Origin of the sequence: Streptomyces sp. NPDC003036 (genome assembly GCF_040611175.1) — a bacterium.
Taxonomy (GTDB): Bacteria; Actinomycetota; Actinomycetes; order Streptomycetales; family Streptomycetaceae; genus Streptomyces.
Window position 1 is genome coordinate 119,729 of record NZ_JBEXNO010000017.1, and the last position, 22,469, is coordinate 142,197.

The following is a 22,469-nucleotide window of genomic DNA, read 5'->3' on the forward strand; positions in this document are numbered from 1 at the left end:
GGCGGCGGCCGGGCGCCGCGGATGCCGTGGGCGCCCCGGGTGCTCGTGCTGCGGGCGCTCGGGCTGGGCGACCTGTTGACGGGGGTGCCCGCGCTGCGGGCGCTGCGGCGGGCGTTCCCCGGGCACGAGACGGTGCTGGCCGCCCCGGCGCAGCTCGCGGAGGCCGCCGCCGCGACCGGCGCGGTGGACACGCTGCTGCCCGCCTCGGCGCCGGGCCGCGCCGTGCCGGTCCGCCTGGAGTGGCCGGGCCCGCCGCCCGAGGTGGCCGTGGACCTGCACGGCAAGGGCCCCTCCAGCCATCTGCTGCTGCGCAGGCTGCGGCCGGGGCGGCTGCTGGCGTTCGCCCATCCGGGCACGCCGGAGGTCGCGGGCCCGGAATGGATTGCCGACGAGCACGAACGCGCCCGCTGGTGCCGCCTGCTGGAGTGGTACGGCATCCCGGCCGACCCCGGCGACCTCCGCCTCCCGGCGCCGCCGGACCCCTCCCCCGCGCCGGGCGCGATCGTCGTCCACCCGGGCGCCGACTCCCCGGCCCGCCGCTGGCCCGCCGAGCGGTACGCCGCGGTGGTGCGGGAACTGCTGCGCCGCGGCCACCGGGTGGCCCTGACGGGCGGCCCGGGAGAGGACGAGCTGCTGGACCGGATCGCCGCCCCCGTGCCGGAGCTGGAGGTGTTCCGGGGCGGGCTGCCGTACGGGCGGCTCGCGGCGCTGATCGCCGGGGCCGCCGGAGTGGTGAGCGGGGACACCGGGATCGCGCATCTGGCGGTGGCGTACGGGACACCCTCCGTCACCCTTTTCGGACCGGTATCGCCCCGATTGTGGGGACCGCCCGAGGGTACGCGGCACGTGGCGCTGTGGCACCCGGGCCCGCCCGGCGATCCCCATGGGCGCGAGCCGGACCCGCAGCTGCTGCGCATCCGTCCGGCCGACGTCCTCAAGGCCCTCTCCGACCATCCGGAGGTGTCCCGCCCGTGACCCGTATCAGCATCGTCGTGATCACCCGGGACCGCCGGGAGCAGCTGCTGCGCACCCTGGAGCGGCTGGCGGCGCTGCCCGAGCGGCCGCCGGTGATCGTGGTGGACCACGCCTCCACGGACGGCACCGCCGAGGCGGTGCGGCGGCTGCACCCGGACGTCACGCTGCTGACCCCCGGCCGCAACCTGGGCGCGGTCGGCCGCACCCTGGGCGTACGGCACGCGCGGACACCGTACGTGGCGTTCAGCGACGACGACTCCTGGTGGGAGCCGGGCGCCCTGACCCGCGCCGCCGACCTGCTCGACGAGCACCCCCGGCTCGGGCTGATCGCGGCCCGGATCAGGGTGGGGCCGGACGGCGCACCGGACCCGCTCAACGGCATGCTGGCCACCTCCCCGCTCGGCCGGGCGCCCGATCTGCCGGGGCCGCAGGTGCTGGGCTTCCTGGCGTGCGCGGCGGTCGCCCGGCGCACGGCGTACCTGGAGGCGGGCGGCTACCACCCGGTGCTGTTCTTCGGCGGCGAGGAGACCTGCCTCGCCTACGATCTGGCGGCGCGCGGCTGGGGCGTGTGCCACTGCCCCGACGTGGTGGCCGTGCACATGCCGACCGGCGGCGTACGGCGCGGGCGCCCGGCGCGGCAGCTGCGCAACGCCGTGCTGACCGCCTGGCTGCGCCGCCCGCTGCCCGTGGCGCTGCGGCACACCCGCGAGCTGGCCGCCGACGCCCGGCGCGACCCGCAGGCGCGGGCGGCGCTGCGCGAGCTGCTGGGCCGGCTTCCGGCGGCGCTGCGGGCCCGCAGGCCGCTCCCGTCGGCCGTGGAGGCGGCGGCCCGCCGCCTGGAACTGGAAGGAGCCGTGGCGTGAGCGATCCCCGCACCACCGTCGTCGTCATCACGCACAACCGGCGCGAGGAGCTGCTGCGCACCCTCGCCGAGCTGGCGCGGCTGCCGGAGCGCCCGCCGGTCATCGTCACCGACAACGCCTCCACGGACGGCACCGCCGAGGCGGTGGCGCGCCTGCACCCGGACGTCACACTGCTCACCCCCGGCCGCAACCTCGGCGCCGTCGGCCGCAACCTCGCGGTACGCCGGGCCCGTACGCCGTACATCGCCTTCTGCGACGACGACTCGTGGTGGGAGCCGGGGTCGCTGGGGCGCGCCGCGGACCTGCTGGACCGGCACGAGCGGCTGGTGGCGGTCACCGCGCGGATCCTGGTGGAGCCGGGCGGCCGGGAGGACCCGATCGTGGCCGAGCTGCGGGACTCGCCGGTGCGGGGGCCGGACTGGCTGCCCGGGCCGGCGCTGGGCTCGTTCCTGGCGGCGGCGACCGTGCTGCGCCGCGACGCGTTCCTGGAAGCGGGCGGCTTCCACGAGCGGCTCTGGCTCGGCGGCGAGGAGGAGCTGCTCGCCACGGACCTCGCCACGCGCGGCTGGTGGCTGGCGTACGTACCGGAGCTGACGGTGCACCACGCGCCGTCGCGGGCCCGTGACGCGACGCTGCGGCGCGTGCACGGGCTGCGCAACACGCTGTGGTTCTGCTGGCTGCGGCGCCCGGTGCGGCCCGCGCTGCGCAGGACGCTGGACCTGGCCCGTACCGTGCCGCGCGATCTGGCGTCGCTGCGGGCGTTCGGCCTCGCGCTGGCGGGGCTGCCGTGGGTGCTGCGGGAGCGGCGGGTGGTGCCGGCGGCGGTGGAGGCGCGGCTGGGGGCGCTGACCGAGGCCCAGCGCGAGTCGACGGCGCGGCGTTATGTCGGCTGAGCAGGGGGGTACCCGGCGCTCCGTGATCACCATTGGGGTCGAGGAGGAGTACCTGCTGGTCGATCCGGTCACCTGCCTGCCGGTGCCCCGTGCGGAGCAGGTGCGGGCGGCGGCCGGCCTGGAGCCGATCCTGGACGACCAGGAGGTGCAGTCCGAGCTGCTCCAGGCGCAGGTGGAGGTCGCCACCCCGGTCTGTACGGACCTGGACGAGGTGGGCGGCCATCTGCTGCGGCTGCGGCACGCGCTGGGCTCGGCGGCGGAGAAGAACGGCTGCCGGATCGCGGCCTGCGGCACCGCGCCGTTCCGCGAGACCGCGCCGGTCCCGGTGACCGAGAAGGCCCGCTACATCGCGATGCGCTCCCAGGCTCCGCAGCTCGTCGCCGAGCAGTTGGTCAACGGCATGCACGTGCACGCGGCGGTGCCCGACCGGGAGATGGGCGTGGCCGTCCTCAACCGGATCCGGGTGTGGCTGCCGGTGCTGGTGGCCATGTCGGCCAACTCGCCCCTGTGGGACGGGCACGACACCGGCTTCGCCAGCTGGCGCACCGTGATCTTCGGCCGCTGGCAGGTGGGCGGACCGCCGCCCCGCTTCGCCGACCTCGCCGACCACGAACGGCGGGTGCGCGCGCTGCTGGACACCGGGGTCATCACCGACACCGGCCAGCTGTACTGGCAGGCGCGCCTGTCCGACAAGTACCCGACGGTCGAGGTGCGCTGCGCGGACGTCCAGCTGCGGGTGGACTCGGCCGTGATGTTCGCCGGCCTGGTCCGCGCCCTGATCGCCACGGCCATCCGGGACGAGAAGGCGGGCGAGCCGGTCCCCGAGTGCGCGCCCGAGCTGCTCCAGGCCGCGAACTGGCACGCGGCGCGGCACGGTCTGAGCGGGCTGCTGGTCGACCCCGAGGGCACGGCCCGAAGGGCGGGTGACGTGCTCGCCCGGCTGCTCGACACGCTGGCGCCCGCCCTGGCGGAGGCCGGTGACACCCGCGAGGTGGCCGCGCTCGTGCACCGGCTGCTCCAGCAGGGCACCCCGGCGGACCAGCAGCGGCGGGTGCTGGCCGAGGGCGGTCTGCCCGCCCTGGCGGAGCTGCTGATCAACGAGACCGTCGCACCCTGAAACGCCTGAAAGCCGAAACGCCCTGGTCAACGCCGTGTTCAGCGGCGTACGGGCGTCGCCTTCACACTCCGTAACCACTCGTACGGCCTATACCACCGCGCCCCGCGCCCCCGTTCGGCCGAGCCTGGTCGCAGACGCAGGGGGGACCGGTACGTCGTCGTCCGCGGTCCGCACGTACGGAGGAGATCGAATGAACACCGCTTTCTCACGCAGCTGGGAGCACGCCGTCGTCACCGGCGGCGCGGGCTTCGTCGGCTCGCACCTGTGCACCGCCCTGCTCGACGCGGGCGCGGCCGTCACCTGCGTCGACGACTTCAGCACCGGGCGGCCGGAGAACATAGCCGAGCTGCGCGGCCGCCCGGGCTTCACCCTGGTCGAGGCGAACGTCGCCGAGCCGTTCACGGTCCCGCGCGACCCCGACCTGGTGCTCCACTTCGCGTCCCCGGCGTCCCCGGCCGACTACCTGCGGCTCCCGCTGCACACGCTGGAGGCCGGCAGCCTCGGCACCCGCCACGCGCTGGCCCTCGCCCACCGCGCCGGTGCCCGGTTCCTCCTCGCCTCCACGTCGGAGGTGTACGGAGACCCGCAGCAGCACCCGCAGAACGAGCGGTACTGGGGCAATGTGAACCCCGTCGGGCCGCGCAGCGTGTACGACGAGGCCAAGCGGTTCTCCGAGGCGCTGACCACCGCGCAGGCGGAGGCGCAGGGCACGGACACCGGCATCGTGCGGCTGTTCAACACCTACGGCCCGAGGATGCGCGGCCACGACGGGCGGGCCGTGCCCACCTTCGTACGGCAGGCGCTGGCAGGGGAGCCGCTCACCGTCACCGGCGACGGTCGCCAGACCCGGTCCCTGTGCTACATCGACGACACCGTGCGCGGCATCCTCGCCGCGGCGGCCCACGGGCTGCGCGGCCCGGTGAACATCGGCAACCCCGCCGAGGTCACCATGCTCGAACTGGCCTGCCTCGTCATCGAGTTGACCGGCTCGGCCTCGGAGATCCGGTTCATCGAGCGGCCGACGGACGACCCGGCGGTGCGCTGCCCGGACATCACGCTCGCCCGCGACAAACTGCAGTGGGAGCCGCGCGTCGGCGCCGAGGAGGGGCTGCGGCGGACCATCGACTGGTTCCGCGCCCAGGAGGTCGCCCACGCCTGAACGGCATACCCCCGCCCCCCTCCCCGATCTGCACCCCGACTCGCCGAAAGGCCAGGGACGCCATGCGCATTCTCGGAATCAACGCCCTCTTCCACGATCCCGCCGCCGCGCTGGTCATCGACGGACGGACCGTCGCCGCCGCCGAGGAGGAGCGGTTCTCCCGGCGCAAGCACGGCAAGCGGCCGGTGCCCTTCTCCGCGTGGGAACTGCCCGAGAAGGCCGCCGCCTGGTGTCTGGAGCGGGCCGGGCTGCGCCCGAAGGACCTCGACGCCGTCGCGTACTCCTTCGACCCCGAACTCGCCCGCCCCGCCGCCGAGATGGGCCTGGACGACCCGTGGGACCACCTGCGGGTCACCTACGCCCGCGAGGCGCCCGGCTTCCTGAAGACCGCGCTGCCGGGCCTGGACCCGGCCGCCGTGCGGTTCGTGCCGCACCACATGGCGCACGCCGCCTCCGGCGCGTTCGCCGCCGAGGGCGCCGACATGTCGTCGGTGCTGGTCCTCGACGGCCGCGGCGAAAGGGCCTCCCACCTCGCGGCGCGCCGGGTCCACGACCGGCTGGAGGCGCTGTACGCGCAGGAGCTGCCGCACTCGCTGGGCCTGGTGTACGAGGAGCTCACCGACCACCTTGGTTTCCTGCGCTCCTCCGACGAGTTCAAGGTGATGGCGCTCGCCTCGCACGGCAGGCCCCGGATGCTGCCCGAGCTGCGCCGGTACGTGTACCCCACCGGCGACGGCGGGTTCCACGCGGCCGGGGTGCCGTGGGCGGAGCTGTGCCCGCGGCGCAGGCCCGACGAGGCGTGGACGCAGGACCACGCGGACATCGCCGCCAGCGCGCAGGCCGTGCTGGAGGAGACGCTGCTGGACCTGGTGCGCTGGCTGCACGGCCAGACCCACGACCGGGTGCTGACGCTCGCCGGGGGCGTGGCCCTCAACTGCGTGGCCAACTCCCGCATAGCCCGCGAGGGCCCGTTCGACCGGGTGTGGGTGCAGCCGGCTGCCGGTGACGCGGGCACCGCGCTGGGTGGCGCGCTGCTGCTGGCCGCGGGCGGCGGGGACGACCCCGCGCCGATGCCGGGCGCGGACCTGGGCCGGGACTGGTCCGACGCGGAGCTGGGCGCCTGGCTGAAGACGGCCGCGGTGCCGTTCGACCGGCCGGCGGACATCGCGCAGGACGTGGCGCAGGCGCTCGCGGACAACCAGATCGTCGCCTGGTTCCAGGGGCGTTCGGAGTACGGGCCGAGGGCGCTGGGCCACCGCTCGCTGCTGGCGCATCCGGGGCACGCGGGCAACCTGGAGCGGCTCAACGACGTCAAGGGGCGTGAGCAGTTCCGGCCGGTGGCGCCGATGGTGCTCGCCGAGCGGGCCGCCGACATCTTCGACGGCGTGCTGCCGAGCCCGTACATGCTCTTCGTGCACGACGTGGCACCCGAGTGGCGCGAGCGCATCCCGGCGGTGGTGCACGTGGACGGCACGGCGCGGATCCAGACCGTGGACCGGCAGGCGGAGCCGCTGGTGGCGCGGATGCTGAGCGAGTTCGAGCGGCTCACCGGGCTGCCGGTGGTGGTCAACACCAGCCTCAACACAGCCGGGCGACCGATGGTCGACGATCCGCGCGACGCGCTGGAGTGCTTCGGCTCCTCCCCCGTCGACCTGCTCGCCATCGGGCCGTACGCCGTCCGGCGCGGCGCCTTCTTCTCCGACGACGCCTCCCGGCGTCCGTCCCGGTGACGGGAGGAGGACCGCATGAACATCCTGCTGTGGCACGTGCACGGTTCCTGGACGACGGCGTTCGTCCAGGGGCCCCACACCTACCTGGTCCCCGTGACACCCGGCCGTGACGCGGACGGGCTCGGCCGGGCGCGTACCTTCTCCTGGCCCGACTCCGTGCGGGAGATCACGCCCGAGGAGCTGCGCGAGGCGCCCGTGGACCTGGTGGTCCTCCAGCGGCCTCACGAGCTCGCGCTCGCCGAGCGGTGGCTCGGCGGGCGGCGGCCGGGCCGCGACGTCCCCGCCGTCTACCTGGAGCACAACGCTCCGGACGGGAACGTGCCGGAGACCCGGCACCCCTTCGCGGACCGCGACGACCTGACGCTGGTCCACGTCACCCACTTCAACCGGCTGTTCTGGGACAACGGCTCGACGCGCACCGAGGTGATCGAGCACGGGATCGTCGACCCCGGGCACCTGTACACCGGCCGGGTGGCGCGGGCCGCCGTCGTCGTCAACGAACCGGTGCGGCGCGGCCGTTACACCGGTACGGACCTGCTGCCGGAGCTGTCCGAGGCGGCGCCGCTGGACGTCTTCGGGATGCGCGCCGAGGGGCTGGCCGCGCATCTGGGCCTGCCCGAGGAGCGGTGCCGCACCGCCGACCTGCCGCAGCGCGAGCTGCACGCGGCGATGGCGGAGCGCCGGCTGTATCTGCACCCGGTGCGCTGGACGTCGCTGGGTCTCTCCCTGCTGGAGGCCATGCACCTGGGCATGCCGGTGGTGGCCCTCGCCACCACCGAGGCCTACGAGGCCGTGCCGCCCGGCGCCGGGACGCTCTCCACCCGGCCCGAGGTGCTGGCGCGGGCCGCCCGCCGCTATCTGCACGAGCCGGAGGCGGCGGCCGAGGACGGGGCGCGGGCGCGGCAGGCGGCGCTCGAACGGTACGGGCTCAAGCGCTTCCTGGACGACTGGGAGCGCGTGATGACGGAGGTGCGCTCATGACATCGGCATCGACATCGGCACCGCTGGGCGACGACGGCACCCTGGACGGCACCGGGCCGGGAGCCCTGTCCATCGCGCTCGTCTCCGAGCACGCCAGTCCGCTCGCCGCGCTCGGCGGCGTCGACGCGGGTGGTCAGAACGTCCATGTCGCGCGCCTGGCGGGCGCCCTCGCGGACCGCGGCCACCGTGTCACCGTCTTCACGCGGCGCGACGCCACCGATCTGCCCGACCGGGTGCCGCTGCGCCCCGGTGTGGAGGTGTGCCATGTTCCCGTCGGCCCCCCGGAGCCGATCCCCAAGGACGAACTCCCGCCCTACATGCCCGCGTTCGGTCGCTACATGGCCCGCGAGTGGCGAGGCCGGCCGCCCGATGTGGTGCACTCGCACTTCTGGATGTCGGGCGTGGCCTCCCTCCAGGCGGTACGCGGGCTGCGGCTGCCGCTGCTGCACACGTACCACGCGCTCGGCACCGTGAAGCGGCGCCACCAGAAGGACGCCGACACCAGCCCGCCGCAGCGCGTCGCGTGCGAGCGGGAGGTCGGCATGGGCTCCGACCGGGTGATCGCCACCTGCCACGACGAGGTCCTCGAACTGGCGCGGATGCGCATCCCCCCGGACAAGGTCGCGGTCGTGCCGTGCGGTGTGGACACCGACCAGTTCCGCCCCGACGGGCCGGTCGCCGAGCGGAGCACGGCCGTGCGGTACCGGCTGCTCCAGCTGGGCCGTCTGGTGCCCCGCAAGGGCGCCGCCGTCTCGGTGGAGGCGCTCGGCCGGCTGCCCGACGCGGAGCTCGTCATCGTCGGCGGCCCGCCGCCGCACCTGATCGACCAGGACCCCGAGGTACGTCGGCTGCGCGAGCTGGCCCGGGCCGTCGGGGTCGCCGACCGCGTCCGCTTCACCGGCGGCGTGGCCGGCGAGGACGTACCGCCGCTGCTGCGCAGCGCCGACGTGGTGCTGTGCCCGGCGGACTACGAGCCGTTCGGCATCGTGCCGCTGGAGGCCATGGCCTGCGGCCGGCCGGTCGTCGCCAGCGCCGTGGGCGGCCAGCTGGACACCGTGGCCGACCCGGTGACCGGGCGGCTGGTCCCGCCCCGCGACCCCGAGGCGCTGGCCGCCGCGGTCGCCGACCTGCTCGCCGACCCCGAGCGGCGCGCCGCGTGCGGCGAGGCCGGCCGGCGGCGGGTGCTGAGCCGGTACGGCTGGGCGCGCGTCGCGACGGCCACCGAGGCGGTGTACGGCGCGGTGCTCGCCGAGCGCGGCGCCGTGACGGAGGTGGCCTGAGACCTGTCCCTTCCGCCCTCGTGACCCCTTGAAGGAGGTGCGGGACCGGCCGCCGTCCGCCAGGACGCGGTACGCCCGAACGCCCATGACAGATCCCCTCGCTTCTCTCGCACTCGAGGCCGCGCAGCGCCACTGCCAGTCGCTGCAGGACGCGCTCGGCCGCTTCCGCCGGCAGAACCTGGACCGGATCGCTCACTGGGGCGGCGAGCTGGCCGCCGTGCTGCCCGTGGGCGGCCGGCTGCTCGCCGCGGGCAACGGCGGCAGCGCCGCGCAGGCCCAGCACCTCACCGCCGAACTGGTGGGCCGCTACCAGCAGGAGCGCCCCGCCTATTCGGCCATCTCGCTGCACGCCGAGACGTCCAGCGTGACCGCGATCGGCAACGACTACGGCTTCGACCAGGTGTACGCCCGCCAGGTCGCGGCCCACGGCCGGCCCGGCGACGTCCTGGTCCTGCTCTCCACCTCCGGCCGCAGCGCCAACCTCATCGCGGCGGCCGTCACCGGCCGGGCGGCGGGGCTGCGGGTGTGGGCCCTCACCGGGCCGCGGCCCAACCCGCTCGCCGAGGCGGCCGACGAGGCGCTGTGCGTCGACGCCGACTCCACGGCCACCGTCCAGGAGGCCCATCTGCTCGCCGTGCACCTGCTGTGCGAGTGCTTCGACGCGGCGGTGTCCTCCGGGGTACCCGCGCGGGCGGCGGGCGCGGCGGCGCCCGTCGCGGCCCATCGGAGGATGTCATGACCGCCATGAGCGGACGCAAGCCCCTCGTCGTCGTCGGCGACGTGCTCCTCGACGAGGACATCGAAGGCGTCGCCAGCCGGCTCGCGCCGGACGCCCCGGCGCCGGTCGTGGACGTCACCGGCGACCAGCGCCGCCCCGGCGGCGCGGGCCTCGCGGCGGCGCTCGCCACGCGCGGCGGCCGCGACGTGGTCCTGGTGACCGCGCTCGGCGACGACCCCGCCAGCGAAGCCGTACGCCGCTCCCTGCGCGGCCGCGTCCGCGTCGTGGAGCTGCCGCTGAACGGCACCCTGCCCGTCAAGACACGGGTGCTCGCCGGCGGCCGGCCCCTCGTGCGCATCGACCGCGGCGGCGGCGACCCCGGCGAACCCGACGGCGCCGTGCGCCAGACCCTCGCCGACGCGCACGCCGTGCTCGTCGCGGACTACGGACGCCACACCGCGAGCGCGGTGCGCGAGCACCTCGCCGCCGTCGCCCCCAAGGTGCCGGTCGTCTGGGACCCGCACCTCAAGGGCGACGCGCCGGTGCCCGGCGCGCGCATCGTCACGCCGAACGCCGCCGAGACCCGCGCCCTGTGCCGCGGTGACGGCGACTCCCTGCGCGCCTACGCCGAGCGCGGCGCCGAGCTCGCCGAGCACTGGCGCGTGGCGACGGTCGCCGTGACCCTCGGCGAGCGCGGCGTGCTGCTGACCCGGCCGGGCACCGGTACGCCGATGCTGGTCCCGGCGCCGTACCGCGCGGAGGGCGACGCGTGCGGCGCGGGCGACTGCTTCGCCGCCGCGACGGCCGCGGCGCTCGCCGACGGCGCGCTGCCCGAGGAGGCCATCCAGCAGGCGGTCGCCGAGGCGGCGGCGTTCGTGGCGGCGGGCGGCGCGGGCAACCCGGCGCTGTGGCGGACACCGCCGCCCGCGCGCAGCCGCGAGGTGCCCGAGACCGACGCCTTCGCCCTGGCCGAGCGGGTCCGCGCGCAGGGCGGCACGGTCGTCGCCACGGGCGGCTGCTTCGACCTGCTGCACGCGGGGCACGTCGGCCTCCTGGAGAGCGCGCGCGGCATCGGCGACTGCCTGATCGTCTGCGTGAACTCCGACGAGTCCGTCGGCCGCCTGAAGGGCCCCGGCCGCCCCCTGAACCCCCTCGCGGACCGGGTCCGCGTCCTCGCGGGGCTCGGCAGCGTCGACGCGGTCGCGGTCTTCGACGGCGACACGCCCGTCGAGCTGCTGGGCCGGCTCCGCCCGGACGTCTGGGTCAAGGGCGGCGACTACTCCGCGGAGGACCTCCCCGAGGCGGACACCCTCCGCACCTGGGGCGGCCAGGCGGTGGTCCTGCCGTACCTCGACGGCCGTTCGACGACGCTGCTGGCCCGTCGCGCGGCCGAAGCGGCGGCTCCCATCCGGCCCCCGGGGCGGTAGGTCAGTCGGCGTCGCGAGGGGCTGCCGGTACGGCCGGTGTCCGTGCGAGCAGCCCCTCGACGAGGGCGCGGAGCCCTTCGGGGTAGGTGTCCCGTGCGGCGAGCGCGGGCCACCGGTCGCCGATGGCGGCCAGGTGCGGCACCCGGGCCGGGTCGAAGGTCTCGCCGAAGGGAGGGCGCTCGTCGTCCCCCCTTCGGCGTGGGGAGCGGGCACGGACGAGGACCTCGCCGACGGTGTAGTACCAGATGGTGCGGAAGACGTGCACGGCTTCCTCGGGCGTGCGACCGCAGTCCTCGGCCCCGGCCACGATGGCTTCGACCATCCAGAGCGCCGAGGGGTCGAGGAGGCCCACGAAACCGTCGGAGGTGAGGACCTCCGCGGCCCAGGGCCAGGCGGCCAGGGCGTCGTGCATCGCGGTGGCGGCGGCGACGATGCGGTCCTTGGGCGCGCTGGGCAGTTCCGGGCGTTCGGCCTGGGCGACGTGCTGGCTGAGCAGGAGGACCAGCAGGTCCTCCTTGTCCCGGATGTGGTGGTAGAGGGTCGTCGCCCCGATGCCCAGCTCGGCGGCCAGTCGGCGGACGGTGAGCTTCTCCCAGCCGTCCCGGTCGATGAGCTCACGGGCCGCGGCCAGGATCTGCGCGCGGGAGGTCACGGGCGGGCGGCCGGTGCGGCCGTGCCGGGCGGGGGGTCGGGGCATCGCCCCATCATGCCGTCCCGTGCTCCCGCACCGCGAAACGGGGTGACGGCTCGACGACGGCTCAACGGGTGGAACGGATTCGGCCTTTCGCGTTCCCGGACGGCCGCCGCACTGCTATTTTCGGAACGCGTTCCGAAAGTCAGGGCGCCCTGGATCGTGAGAGGACGTACGCCGTGAGAATCCCCTTGCTGTTGTGCGCGGGCATGGCCGCGCTCGGTCTGTGCGCGAGCACGGTGGCGGCGGCTCCCGTGCCCGCCGCCACGACCGCCGCGCCGCCCGGCGGGACGAGCCCGGCGACCGGCTTCGACCCCGCGGAGCTCCAGGCCGCCGCGGACGACGTCCACCGCGCGGGGATACCGGGGGTGTTCGCGGAGGTACGCGACGCCGGCCACACGTGGCAGGGCGCTTCCGGGGTCGCCGATACCGGGACCGGCCGCCCCGTCAGGCCAGAGATGCGCCAGCGCGTCGGCAGCATCACCAAGACCTTCACCGCCGCGGCGGTCATGCAGCAGGTGGAGCGGGGCCGCATCGAGCTCGACGCGCCGATCGGCGGCTATCTGCCGCGGCTGGTGCCGGGAGAGCGCGGCCGCACGATCACGGTCCGGATGCTGCTCAACCACACCAGCGGCATCCCGGACTACATCCTCTCCGCGTTCCCGTCCCTCCAGGGGTACCCCCAGGGGCAGGACGTCTCGCCCAAGAGCCTGGACGACAACCGGTACCGTCAGTTCCACCCGGACGAGCTGATCGAGCTGGGCCTCGCGGCACCTCCCGCCGGCGAACCCGGAGCTTCCCCGGGGGTGTACTCCAACACCAACTACCTCCTCCTGGGACGGCTCCTGGAGAAGGTGACCGGCACCCCGGCCGAGGAGTACATCACCCGCAACGTCATCGAGCGTGCCGGGCTGCGGCACACCGGGTTCCCCACCGGGCCGCGCATCAAGGGACCTCACCCGCGGATGTACGAAGCGCTGTGGGGAGCGCTGGACCCGCCGCGCGACTACAGCGTCTACAACATGTCCTGGGTGGGCACCGGCGCCGCCCTGGTGTCGACCATGGAGGACCTCAACCGCTTCTACGGCAGGCTGCTCGACGGCGGGATCGTCAGCCGTGCGTCCCTGGCCCAGATGCAGCGCACGGTCCCGGTCATCGCCCTGGACGGATCCACGATCGAGTACGGCCTCGGCCTGCACCGGGTCGACATCCCGGGCTGCGGCACCTTCTGGGGCCACGACGGCAGCGCCTGGGGCGCCGGAACGATCTCCCTGACCCGCGCCGACGGCCGGCGCCAGATGTCCGTCGCGGTCAACCTCGCGAGGTGGAGCCGGCCGGCCTCCCCGGGGAAGCCGCGGCCCCACCCCATCGACACCGCACTGGAGAGGCTGTACGAGCGGGCGACATGCGGTGACTGACGTGCCCCGGCCGGGCCTTACGCCGCCGTGCCGAGGGCCGGGCGCTCCGTGAGGGTTTCCGTGCGGACCAGCACCGGCGTCGGAGTGCGGCGCCGGTGCAGGACGTAGCCCGCCCCGATCGCGCCCGCGATCAGGAGGCCGCCCGTCACCAGGGCGCCGCGGGCGCCGGCGAGCTCCATGAGGAGGCCCAGCGCCGGCGGGGCGAGGAGGGACCACACGGTGCGGATGCTGTTCCAGACGCCGAGCACGCGGCCCCGCATGTGCGCGGGCGGGTCGGTCTGGAGGACCGTCGTGCCGGCGGTGTCGGAGATCGACTCGACGACGGCCATCGGCAGGACCAGCACCAGGAGGACGGCGAGGGAGGGCGAGAGTCCGGCCACGACCTGGAGCAGGGCGCCGGCGGCGGCGAGCAGGCCGACGAGGCGGACCGACGGCTTGCGCAGGCGCGCGCCGAGGACCGCGCCGACGATGCCGCCGACGGCGAGGACGGTGGAGACCGTGCCGAAGGCCCCGGCGCCGCCGGCGAGCGGGCCGGTGACCAGGACGGCCAGGGTGAGGCCGTAGTTGCGGCCGAAGATCGCGCTGATGCCGCTGATGCCCGCGAGGGCGACCAGCCGCGGGCGGCGCGCGAAGAAGGCGAGTCCCTCGCGTGCCGTCATGGCGTCGCGCTGCTCGCGGACGGCCGGCGCGACGGGGGACGTGGTCGTGATCGGCCGCAGGAAGGGGATGACCGCGGCGACGAAGAGGAAGGACACGCCGTTCGCGGCGTACGCGGCGGCCGTGCCGAAGACGCCGACGGCGAGACCCGCGAGGCCCGCGCCCGCGAGGCGGCCCGCGTTGTGGACGAGGGAGCCGACGCCGATCGCCGAGGGGACGTCCTCGGGGCGGACGAGGTCGTTGCCGAGGAGTGAGCAGGCGGGGCCGTCGACGGTGGCGATGAGGCCGGTCACGGCGGCCAGCGCCATGAGGATGCCCACGTTGAGCTGGTCGAACGCGACGAGGAACGCCGTCACGAAGGCGACCGCGCCCAGCAGCCCCTGGCTGACGGCCGCGGTCAGCTTCCTGGGCCAGCGGTCGACGGCGGCGCCGCCCGCGAGGCTCATGAGCAGGCCGGGCGCGGCCTGGACCGAGAGGGACAGGCCCGTCGCGGCGGCGGAGCCGGTGATCTGGAGGACCAGCAGGTTCTGGACGGTGAGCTGCATCCACGTCCCGGCGTTCGAGACGAAGTTCGCCACGGACCACCAGCGCATGCTGCGGTACGTGAGCGAACGCCACGGGGAACGGTCGGCGGGAGCGGAGGCAGGGGCAGGCGCGGAGGAAGAAGGCACAGGAGGGCTACTCGGTGACGAGCCGGTGGACTCGGATGGCGGAATCGGCGGAAGAGAACGACGCGTGCTGCTCTGCACGGCCGGTCCACCGGATCTGTCTGCTGCTGCACACCTCGTCAGAGGCTGTTCCACAGCGTTGACCATGGTGGCAGAAGTGCCCCCGCCGTCAGGGGGCCCGGCGGCCCCGCCGACGGGCCCGGAAGCGCTGATACCGGCCCTGACCTGGGCGTACGGCACTTCTGGTGTGCTTGCTCACAGTGACCGTCCGGCATGCCGAGCGTAGTGGCGCAGGCCACAGTGGGGGCAGCAGGACTCGGCAGGAGGAGGCAGTGGCATGGGCAGGGTCGACCTTCGGGGCAAGCAGGCGCTGGTGACCGGCGGCGCGCGGGGGCTGGGTGCCGCGATCACGCGGAAGCTGGCCGGGGCGGGCGCGTCCGTGCTGATCGCGGACGTCCGCAAGGAGCAGGCCCGGGAGCTCTGCGAGGAGCTGGAGGGCGCCGCCCGGTTCGTGGAGCTGGACGTACGGGACGCCGGAGCGGTCGCGGAGGTCTTCGCGGAGCTGGAGGCGGACGGCGGTCGGGTGGACGTGCTGGTGAACAACGCCGCCGTGGACGTCTCCAAGCCGATCGAGCACCTGACGGCCGAGGAGGTGACCCGGGTGGTCACCACCAACCTGCTGGGGCCGATGTACCTGTGCCTGGAGACCTACCGCCGCATGGTGGCCCGGGGCGGCGGCCACATCGTCAACATCCTGTCGACGGCGTCGAACCGAACCTGGACGGAGGCGGGCCCGTACTCGGCGGCGAAGACGGGCCTGCGGGCGTTCACGCACACGCTCTTCAAGGAGGCCCAGCGGGACTGCCCGGGCATCGGCGTCACCGGGATCATCGCGGGCGGCATGGAGACGCAGTTCATCCTGGAGCGCTTCCCGGACGCGGACGTCTCGCTGCTGCAGAGCCCGGACATCGTGGCGGACACGGTGCTGTACGCGCTGTCGGTGCCGGAGACCAGTGCCGTGTCGGAGCTGGTGGTGGTGCCGCGCAAGGAGCCGTCCTGGCCGTGAGGCCGTGATCAGGCAGGCGGCGGCTGCCCCGTCCTGAGCATGTGCAGGACGGCCCGCTCGGCGGGGCCTTGCGTCGCGGGGATGCCGTACGTGGTCTCGTCGCCGAGGTGCGGCAGCGCGGCGGCGACGGTGACGCCCTCCTCGTACAGCTCGATCACGCGCGGATTGATGTAGGAGGCGCGGCAGACGGCGGGGGTGTTGCCGAGGTACGCGGACACCTCGCGCGCGGCGCGGGCGATGGCGCGGCGGCGGGCGGTCTCGCTGCGGGCGACGGACTGCGAGACGGCGAGCGCGATGGCGGCCATGACGGTGGCGTGCCAGGTCCGGAAGTCCTTGGCGGTGATCTCCAGCCCGGCGAGTTCCCTCAGGTACGCGTTGACGTCGGCGCCGGTCACATCCCGCCAGGCGGGGCGCTCCCAGTAGGCGAAGAGCCGGTCGCCGCCGCCGCGCCGGCGCATCAGGGCGGTGAGGCTGCGGCAAGTGGCGGGGTCGGCGACGGTCTGGATGAGCTCGCGGCCGTGCTTGCCGGGGTAGGTGAAGACGACCGCGCCGCTCTGGCAGCGGGAGTGCTCGCGCAGCAGGGTGGTCAGGCCGAAGCTGTTGTTCAGCTCGGTGTAGCGGTCGCTGCCGATGCGGAAGAAGCCGAGGTCGAGCAGGCGTACGGCGGTGGCGAGGACCCGCTGCCGGGTGAGCCCGCGGTCGGCCAGGTGGCCTTCGACGGCCTCCCGTACGGCGGGAAGGGCCTCGGCCACGTCGAGGACGTGGTCGTGTTTGGCCTGCTCCTGCTCGGCACGGAACTGCGGGTGGTACAGGTACTGGCGGCGGCCCGCGGCGTCGGTGCCGACGGCCTGGAGGTGGCCGTTGGGCCGGGTGCAGATCCACACGTCCCGCCAAGCGGGCGGGATGACGAGCGCCTTGATGCGGGCCAGTTCGGCGGGGTCGCGCAGCGGGGCGCCGTGGGGGTCGAGGTAGCGGAAACCGCGCCCGTGGCGGACGCGGGTGTATCCGGGGTCGGTGGGACGGCTGTGGTGGAGACGCAAGGGCACCTCCTCGGACGCCGCTGGAGGTCGGGCGCCGGTCCGGTGTGGGGCGGGGCGGGTCCTACACGGGCTTCAGCGGGTCGTGTCCGATGTCCATCAGGCCGTGGCGCCATCCCTCGCCGCCGGCGGTGGGCTCCATGTCCGGGCCGCGCTGGGAGCCGACGATCTCGCAGACCCGTCGCATGACCTCGACATCGTCCTCGGTGAGGTCCGTGCGCCGCTTGCCGAGGATCTGCAGGACCCGGCGGCCCATGGCCTTCCCCGACTGGTCGGGCACGACTTCGGTCTCCTCGCCGGCCGATTCGACGTTCAGCCACTCCTGCAGCTCGCGTGAGGTCATGTTGACGACGGTGTGGAACTCGTCCCACAGTTCCGCGCTGATCTGTTCGGACGCTGCCATGACGTACCTCCCGACGTTCTCCCCGACGGTGCGGACCACTCCCGGGTTTCCGGCGCCGACCGGAGACAAACGTCATGGCGGGAGGGTCTGCTCGGCCCAGATCGTCTTGCCGGTGGAGGTGTACCGGGTGCCCCACTGCTGGCTCATCTGGGCGACGAGGAACAGGCCGCGGCCGCCCTCGTCCTCGCTGCCGGCGCGGCGCAGATGGGGCGAGGTGTGGCCGGTGTCGGACACCTCGCAGATGAGGGTGCGGTCGCGGATGAGACGCAGCTGGACCGGCCCGGCGGCGTACCGGATGGCGTTGGTGACGAGTTCGCTGACCACCAGCTCGGTGGTGAAGGCCACGTCGCCGTCGTATCCCCAGGCCCCGAGCTGGCCGGTGGCCAGGGTGCGGGCGCGGCCCACCATCTCGGGGCTGTCGGACAGCTCCCAGGTGGCGACCTGGTGGGTGTCGAGGAGGTGGGTGCGTACGAGGAGGAGGGCGGCGTCGTCGTCGACGGGGCCGGGCAGCAGGGTGGCGACGGCCCGGTCGCACAGGTCCTCCAGGGGGCGGCGGTGGTCGGCGAGGACGGTGCGCAGGGCGCCGAGCTCGGTGTCGCGGTCCCGGTCGCGGCCCTGGACGAGGCCGTCGGTGAAGAGGGCGAGGAGGCTGCCTTCGGGCAGGGTGAGGTCCGCGCCCTCGAAGGGCAGCCCGCCGAGTCCGAGGGGCGGTCCGGCGGGCAGGTCGGGGTAGGTGACGGCGCCGGTGGCGGGGTCGACGAGCGCGGGCAGCGGGTGGCCGGCGCGGGCCATGCTGCACCGTCCGGTGACCGGGTCGTAGACGGCGTACAGGCAGGTGACGCCGAGGGCGGCGTCGTCGGGCGCCTCCTCGCGGCCGTGCGGGACGGCCATCTGCTCGTGGGCGCTCTGGGTGATGAGATCGTCCAACCGGGTGAGGAGCTCGTCGGGCGGGAGGTCCAGCTGGGCGAGGACGCGGACGCTGGTGCGCAGCCGGCCCATGGTGGCGGCGGCGCGCAGCCCGTGGCCGACGACGTCGCCGACGACGAGCCCGACGCGCTTGCCGGAGAGGGAGATGACGTCGAACCAGTCGCCGCCGACACCCGCCTTGATGTCGGCGGGCAGGTAGCGGTAGGCCAGCTCCACCCCGCTGAGCCTCGGCAGGCTGCGGGGCAGCAAGCTGCGCTGGAGCATGAGCGCGGCGGTGTGCTCGCGGGTGTAGCGGCGGGCGTTGTCGATGCAGACGGCGGCGCGGGCGACGAGTTCGTCGGCGACGGGCAGGTCGGCCGCGCCGAACGGGTCGGGGTGGCGGTCCCGGGTGAAGGTGACGACGCCGAGGGGGACGCCCTCGGTGCGCAGCGGTACGACGAGCCGCGAGGCGGCGGGGTCCGCGTCCGGCGGGGTCTCGAGGACGGGGCGGCCGGTGGCCAGGCAGCGCGCCTGGGGCGAGTCGGGCGGATAGTCGACCGGGTGGCGTGCGCCGGGCCCGGGCGGGGGCGTGCCGTCGACGGGGCCGCCCCAGACGCGTACGACCCGCCGGGCGGGCGCGGTGCCGGGGGTGGGGTGGTCGCCTTCGAGGACGGCGTCGAGGAGGTCGACGGTGACGGCGTCGGCGAACTGCGGGACGGTCACCGCGGACAGCTCCTGCGCCGTGTGGACCATGTCGAGGGTGGTGCCGACGCGGCCCCCGGCCCGTACGAGCAGGTCGAGGCGCTGCTGGGCGAGGTACCTGTCGGTGATGTCGACGGTCTCCTCGCACACCCCGAGGGTGGAGCCGGTCGCGTCCTGGAGGCGGTAGTACGAGCACGACCACACGTGGTCGTGGAGGGGGTCGACGGGCGGGCGGCCGCGGTAGTGGAGTTCGATGACGGGCTCGCCGGTGCCGAGGACCCGCCGCATGGTCTCCTCCAGCGTGGGCGGGTAGCCGAGGGACAGGATCTCGCCGTCGGCGACCATCTCGTCGGGGCGCAGACCCGCGTACTGGGCCGTTCCCATTTCCTCGAACAGGGCGTGGTTCGTCCAGACGACTCTGAGGTCGGTGTCGTAGATGGCGAGGCCGACGGGCGACTGGGTGGCGAGGCCGCGCAGCATCGACTGCAGGGCCTCCCAGTGCTCGGTCTCGTCGGCGTCGGCCAGCGCGAGGAGCCGGGCGGGGCCGGTGTCGGCGCCCGGGCCCTCGGCGGTGTGGAACAGCGGGAGGGTCGCGGTGGTCACCCGGATGATGCGGCCATCGACGTGGCGCATGTGCAGGATCTGGCGGCGCGCCTCGGAGGCGCCGGGCAGCCGCGCGGCCATCCGGTAGGCCCCGGCGCGGTCCACGACGAAGGTGCCGATGGGACGGCCCACCGCTTCCCGGGCCGGGTGGCCCAGCAGCGCCTGGGCCGCCGGGCTCCAGCCGACGACCGTGCCGTCGGCGTCCAGGACGGCGGTCGCCGCTCTCGTGACGTCGAGGGGGCCCCGGAAGTCGGCACCCTCGGCTGCGTTCACCGCGCTCATGGCACCTGCCTTCGTCGTCTCCTCATGCTCGCCCGGGCCCGGGGAGCGCACAACCGCGCTCACTCCACACGGGGCTCGGCCGGCGCGGGCCGGGAGGCGAGGAGGAGGGCGATGTCGTCGGGGCGGTCGACGGCCGTCGTGGCCTCGCGGACGAGCCGGTCCGCCACGTCGGCGAGGGAGCCGGTGGAGGCCGAGGCGAGGGCGCCGCAGAGCCGTTCGATGCCGAGGTCGATGTCGGTGCCTGGCTGCTCCACCAGCCCGTCGGTGAAGAGTGCGAGGACCGCTCCCGGGGGCAGGTGCAGCTCGGTGACCGGGTACGTGGCCTCCGGGTCGACGCCCAGGACGACGCCGCCGGGCAGGTCGAGGACCTCGACCCGGCCGTCGGGGTGGCGCAGCAGCGGCTGCGGGTGCCCGGCCCGTACGGCGCGGGCGGCGCCGGTCGCCGGGTCGAGGTCGACGTAGCAGCAGGTGGCGAACTGGCCGGGGTCGAGGTCGATGAGGAGCCGGTTGGTGCCGCTCATGATCTCCTGCGGGTCGTGGCCGCTGAGCGCGAAGGCGCGCACGGCGCTGCGCAGCTGGCCCATGGTGGCGGCGGCGGCGACGCCGTGGCCCTGGACGTCGCCGATGACGAGCGCGACGCTCCGGCCGGTCTCGGTGACGTCGTACCAGTCGCCGCCGACCTCCATGCCCTGGGTGCCGGGCAGGTAGCGGGCGGTGGTCTCGACGTTCCGCAGCCGCGGCAGGCGGTGCGGCAGCAGGGCGCTTTGGAGGCCGCGGGCGAGGGTCGCCTCGGAGTCGTAGCGCTGGGCCCGCTTCAGGGCCTGGGCGATGAGGCCCGCGAGGGCGGTGAGGACCGTGCGCTCCTCGGGGCTGAAGCCGCGGGGCTGGTCGAAGCCGAGGATGCAGGAGCCGATGGGGCGGCCGGAGGCGATCAGCGGCAGGAAGGCGCGGGCGCCGACGTGTGCGTCGAGGGGGATGCCGGGGTAGGCGTGGGCCAGGCGCTGCATGGACTCGAAGAAGAGGGGCCGCCCGGAGGTGAGGGTCTCCACGCCGGGCAGCCGGGCGTCGAGGCCGACGCCGTCGAACCGGTCGAGGAAGCCCTGCGGGAAGCCGGTCTCCCAGGCGAGGTGGAGGTGGCGCTCGCCGAGGAGGTAGATGGCGAGCTGGCGGCCGCCGAAGGCGGGCAGCAGCTCCTCGGTCACCACGGCGGAGACCTGGCGGATGGTGACGGCCTCGGTGAGCGCGATGGCGAGGGCGACGGGGCGGTAGAGCACCGAGGCCCGGTCGGCCGGCGAGCCGAGCCCGGCGGCCAGCGCCCCGCCCGCTCCGCCGCTCAGGCCCGCGCCCAGACCGGCGCCCGGCGCGGTGACGGAGCCCGGTGTGTACACGGGCTGCTCCTCGGCGGTGAGGGTGATCGTCAGTCCGTCGTACGCGGGGTGGAGGGAGACCGACAGCCAGCTGTCCGGGGCGCGGTGGGCCATGAAGTGCACGGGCTCGTCGGACAGGAGTGCGGCCCGGAAGTGGTCCTCGTGCGCGGGCTGCCCCAGCCACGCCACCGCCTCCCACAGGACGCGTCCGACCAGCCGGCCGCTCTCCAGGCCGAGGAGGGTCTCGGCGGTGCGGCTGACGGACGTGACGCGGCCGAGCCGGTCGACGGCGAGCATGCCCCGGGGCAGCCGGTCGGCCGCGGCGGCGGCGAGCGGCCCGGCGCCGGTGTCGACCAGGGTGCCGGTAAGGCGGCGGCCCGCCGGGCCACGGCGTGCGGTCAGCTCCAGGAGGCAGGGCCGTCCGTCGGGGCCGCGCAGCCAGATGCCGCGGGTCGCCGACCGTTCCCGCTCCCCCGCCTCCGCGGCCTCCGCCACCTGCCCGGCGAGCGCCCACAGTCCGTACGCGTCCTCCGGCGACAGCCGCCCCGCCAGGGCCTCGATGGTGGCGGGGAAGCCGTCGGGCCCGTCGCCGCCCAGCATGGCGCTCAGCGCCGCGTCGGCCGTGACGGCTCCGCTGCCGATGTCCCAGTCGAGCCGGCCGACGCGCACCGGCGCCGATGCCGTGGCGGCCGCGGGCAGCTGTACGCAGACGGGCTCGTGGTCCCAGAGGGTCTCGGCGCCCCGCCGGGTGAGGTCGGCGAGGCGGGCGCCGAGCCGCCGTGCGACGTCCTCGGTCCGGTGGCGGTCGGCCGCGTCGACGGGTCGCCCCGGCGTGGCGGGGCGCAGCGCCACCAGCACGCCGAACTTCTCGCCGTCGGCGGTGACGGGCGCGTACAGCGAGCCGAAGGGGAACGGCATCCCCGCCATGAGCTGCGGAAAGCGGCGCATGGCGTCCTCGGCGTCGGCGAGGGTGACGGTCCGGCCGGAGCGGTGGGCCTCGGCGATGGGGAAGGGCCGGTTCACGTGCATGCGCCACCAGGGCCGGAAGAGCCGCCCCGGCAGCCCGCAGAGCACCGCGAGCCGCAGCAGTCCGGCCGTCCGGGAGCGCAGGTAGACGCCGCCGGCGTACGCGCCGGCGGCCTCGACGGCCCGGACGGCGGCCTGCGCGAGCACCAGGGACAGCTCGTCGACGGCCCGCCCGGTGGCCGCCTGCCCGCCGCCGCCCTCCTGGGCGCGGCCGCCGTCGGAGCCGCCGCCGGCCGGGCGCCTCGCGGCGCGCGGAGCCGGCCCCTCGGTCGCCGGGGCGTCCAGCCGGGGCGGGGCGTCCGGCGGGGCCGGGGCGGGGGCTTCCCCGTCGGGCCGGAGCCGGGAGCGGGGCTCGCCGTGCGGGCCGTCTGCCATCGTCGTCCCACCTCTCAGCGGGATCCGGCCCGCGGGGCCGCGGCGCCGCGGCCCCCCCCCCGACCCGGGGGCCCCCCGGGCCCCCCCCCCCCGCCCCCCCCCCGCCCCCGCCCGCCCCACCGGGG

Annotated in this window: 18 protein-coding genes; 12 read left to right on the forward strand and 6 right to left on the reverse strand. The window is 75.4% G+C overall.

Annotated elements, in window-relative coordinates; all coding sequences use genetic code 11:
* The first annotated feature begins 21 nt into the window (after positions 1-21).
* The 10 genes from ABZX67_RS15300 to rfaE2 all read left to right on the forward strand — a co-directional run bounded on the left by ABZX67_RS15300 (position 22) and on the right by rfaE2 (position 11,143).
* Positions 22-975, forward strand: a complete 954-nt coding sequence (locus ABZX67_RS15300; protein WP_355359684.1) for a glycosyltransferase family 9 protein — start codon at positions 22-24, stop codon at positions 973-975.
* On the forward strand, positions 972-1,838 hold the full coding sequence (locus ABZX67_RS15305; protein ID WP_355359604.1) for a glycosyltransferase: 867 nt from the start codon (positions 972-974) through the stop codon (positions 1,836-1,838). The genes ABZX67_RS15300 and ABZX67_RS15305 overlap by 4 nt, the downstream gene beginning before the upstream one ends.
* Positions 1,835-2,731 carry a glycosyltransferase gene (locus tag ABZX67_RS15310; RefSeq protein ID WP_355359608.1) on the forward strand — a complete coding sequence of 299 codons (897 nt, stop codon included), beginning with the start codon at positions 1,835-1,837 and terminating at the stop codon, positions 2,729-2,731. Before ABZX67_RS15305 ends, ABZX67_RS15310 begins: the two co-directional genes overlap by 4 nt.
* Before the next feature lie 22 nt (positions 2,732-2,753).
* Positions 2,754-3,848 (forward strand): glutamate--cysteine ligase, encoded by a 1,095-nt coding sequence (locus ABZX67_RS15315; RefSeq protein ID WP_355359611.1) that lies wholly within the window; start codon positions 2,754-2,756, stop codon positions 3,846-3,848.
* A 190-nt stretch (positions 3,849-4,038) separates the two neighbouring features.
* Positions 4,039-5,007: an NAD-dependent epimerase/dehydratase family protein gene (locus ABZX67_RS15320; protein WP_355359614.1), complete on the forward strand. Its 969-nt coding sequence runs from the start codon at positions 4,039-4,041 to the stop codon at positions 5,005-5,007.
* Between the two features lie 62 nt (positions 5,008-5,069).
* Positions 5,070-6,737 (forward strand): carbamoyltransferase C-terminal domain-containing protein, encoded by a 1,668-nt coding sequence (locus ABZX67_RS15325; RefSeq protein WP_355359617.1) that lies wholly within the window; start codon positions 5,070-5,072, stop codon positions 6,735-6,737.
* A gap of 15 nt (positions 6,738-6,752) precedes the next feature.
* Complete coding sequence (locus ABZX67_RS15330) at positions 6,753-7,718, forward strand: glycosyltransferase (protein WP_355359620.1); 966 nt, start codon at positions 6,753-6,755, stop codon at positions 7,716-7,718.
* A complete protein-coding gene (locus tag ABZX67_RS15335; RefSeq protein ID WP_355359623.1) occupies positions 7,715-8,998 on the forward strand; it encodes a glycosyltransferase in 1,284 nt (427 codons plus the stop codon). Before ABZX67_RS15330 ends, ABZX67_RS15335 begins: the two co-directional genes overlap by 4 nt.
* An 85-nt stretch (positions 8,999-9,083) precedes the next feature.
* On the forward strand, positions 9,084-9,737 hold the full coding sequence (locus ABZX67_RS15340; RefSeq protein WP_355359626.1) for an SIS domain-containing protein: 654 nt from the start codon (positions 9,084-9,086) through the stop codon (positions 9,735-9,737).
* A gap of 5 nt (positions 9,738-9,742) precedes the next feature.
* Positions 9,743-11,143 carry a D-glycero-beta-D-manno-heptose 1-phosphate adenylyltransferase gene (gene rfaE2 / locus ABZX67_RS15345; protein ID WP_355359629.1) on the forward strand — a complete coding sequence of 467 codons (1,401 nt, stop codon included), beginning with the start codon at positions 9,743-9,745 and terminating at the stop codon, positions 11,141-11,143.
* Between the two features lies 1 nt (position 11,144).
* On the opposite strand, the gene ABZX67_RS15350 is transcribed toward rfaE2, so the two are convergent.
* Positions 11,145-11,840 carry a TetR/AcrR family transcriptional regulator gene (locus ABZX67_RS15350; RefSeq protein WP_355359632.1) on the reverse strand — a complete coding sequence of 232 codons (696 nt, stop codon included), beginning with the start codon at positions 11,838-11,840 and terminating at the stop codon, positions 11,145-11,147.
* A gap of 173 nt (positions 11,841-12,013) precedes the next feature.
* Here ABZX67_RS15350 and ABZX67_RS15355 point away from each other — a divergent pair, with 173 nt between their 5' ends.
* Entirely contained in the window at positions 12,014-13,252 is a 1,239-nt protein-coding gene (locus ABZX67_RS15355) for a serine hydrolase domain-containing protein (protein WP_355359635.1), read from the forward strand.
* A 17-nt stretch (positions 13,253-13,269) separates the two neighbouring features.
* Here ABZX67_RS15355 and ABZX67_RS15360 read toward each other — a convergent pair whose 3' ends face one another.
* Positions 13,270-14,580: an MFS transporter gene (locus ABZX67_RS15360; protein ID WP_355359638.1), complete on the reverse strand. Its 1,311-nt coding sequence runs from the start codon at positions 14,578-14,580 to the stop codon at positions 13,270-13,272.
* 334 nt (positions 14,581-14,914) lie between these two features.
* Here ABZX67_RS15360 and ABZX67_RS15365 point away from each other — a divergent pair, with 334 nt between their 5' ends.
* The gene (locus ABZX67_RS15365) at positions 14,915-15,643 is read left to right on the forward strand and encodes an SDR family oxidoreductase (protein ID WP_355359641.1); all 729 of its coding nucleotides are present in this window, start codon (positions 14,915-14,917) and stop codon (positions 15,641-15,643) included.
* Positions 15,644-15,651: 8 nt separating this feature from the next.
* On the opposite strand, the gene ABZX67_RS15370 is transcribed toward ABZX67_RS15365, so the two are convergent.
* From ABZX67_RS15370 to ABZX67_RS15385, 4 genes are all read right to left on the reverse strand, one after another.
* Complete coding sequence (locus ABZX67_RS15370) at positions 15,652-16,683, reverse strand: DNA topoisomerase IB (RefSeq protein WP_355359644.1); 1,032 nt, start codon at positions 16,681-16,683, stop codon at positions 15,652-15,654.
* 61 nt (positions 16,684-16,744) lie between these two features.
* Positions 16,745-17,083: a DUF3140 domain-containing protein gene (locus ABZX67_RS15375; protein WP_355359647.1), complete on the reverse strand. Its 339-nt coding sequence runs from the start codon at positions 17,081-17,083 to the stop codon at positions 16,745-16,747.
* 72 nt (positions 17,084-17,155) lie between these two features.
* Positions 17,156-19,576: a SpoIIE family protein phosphatase gene (locus tag ABZX67_RS15380; protein ID WP_355359650.1), complete on the reverse strand. Its 2,421-nt coding sequence runs from the start codon at positions 19,574-19,576 to the stop codon at positions 17,156-17,158.
* Between the two features lie 59 nt (positions 19,577-19,635).
* Positions 19,636-22,344, reverse strand: a complete 2,709-nt coding sequence (locus ABZX67_RS15385; protein WP_355359653.1) for a SpoIIE family protein phosphatase — start codon at positions 22,342-22,344, stop codon at positions 19,636-19,638.
* Positions 22,345-22,469: the final 125 nt, after the last annotated feature.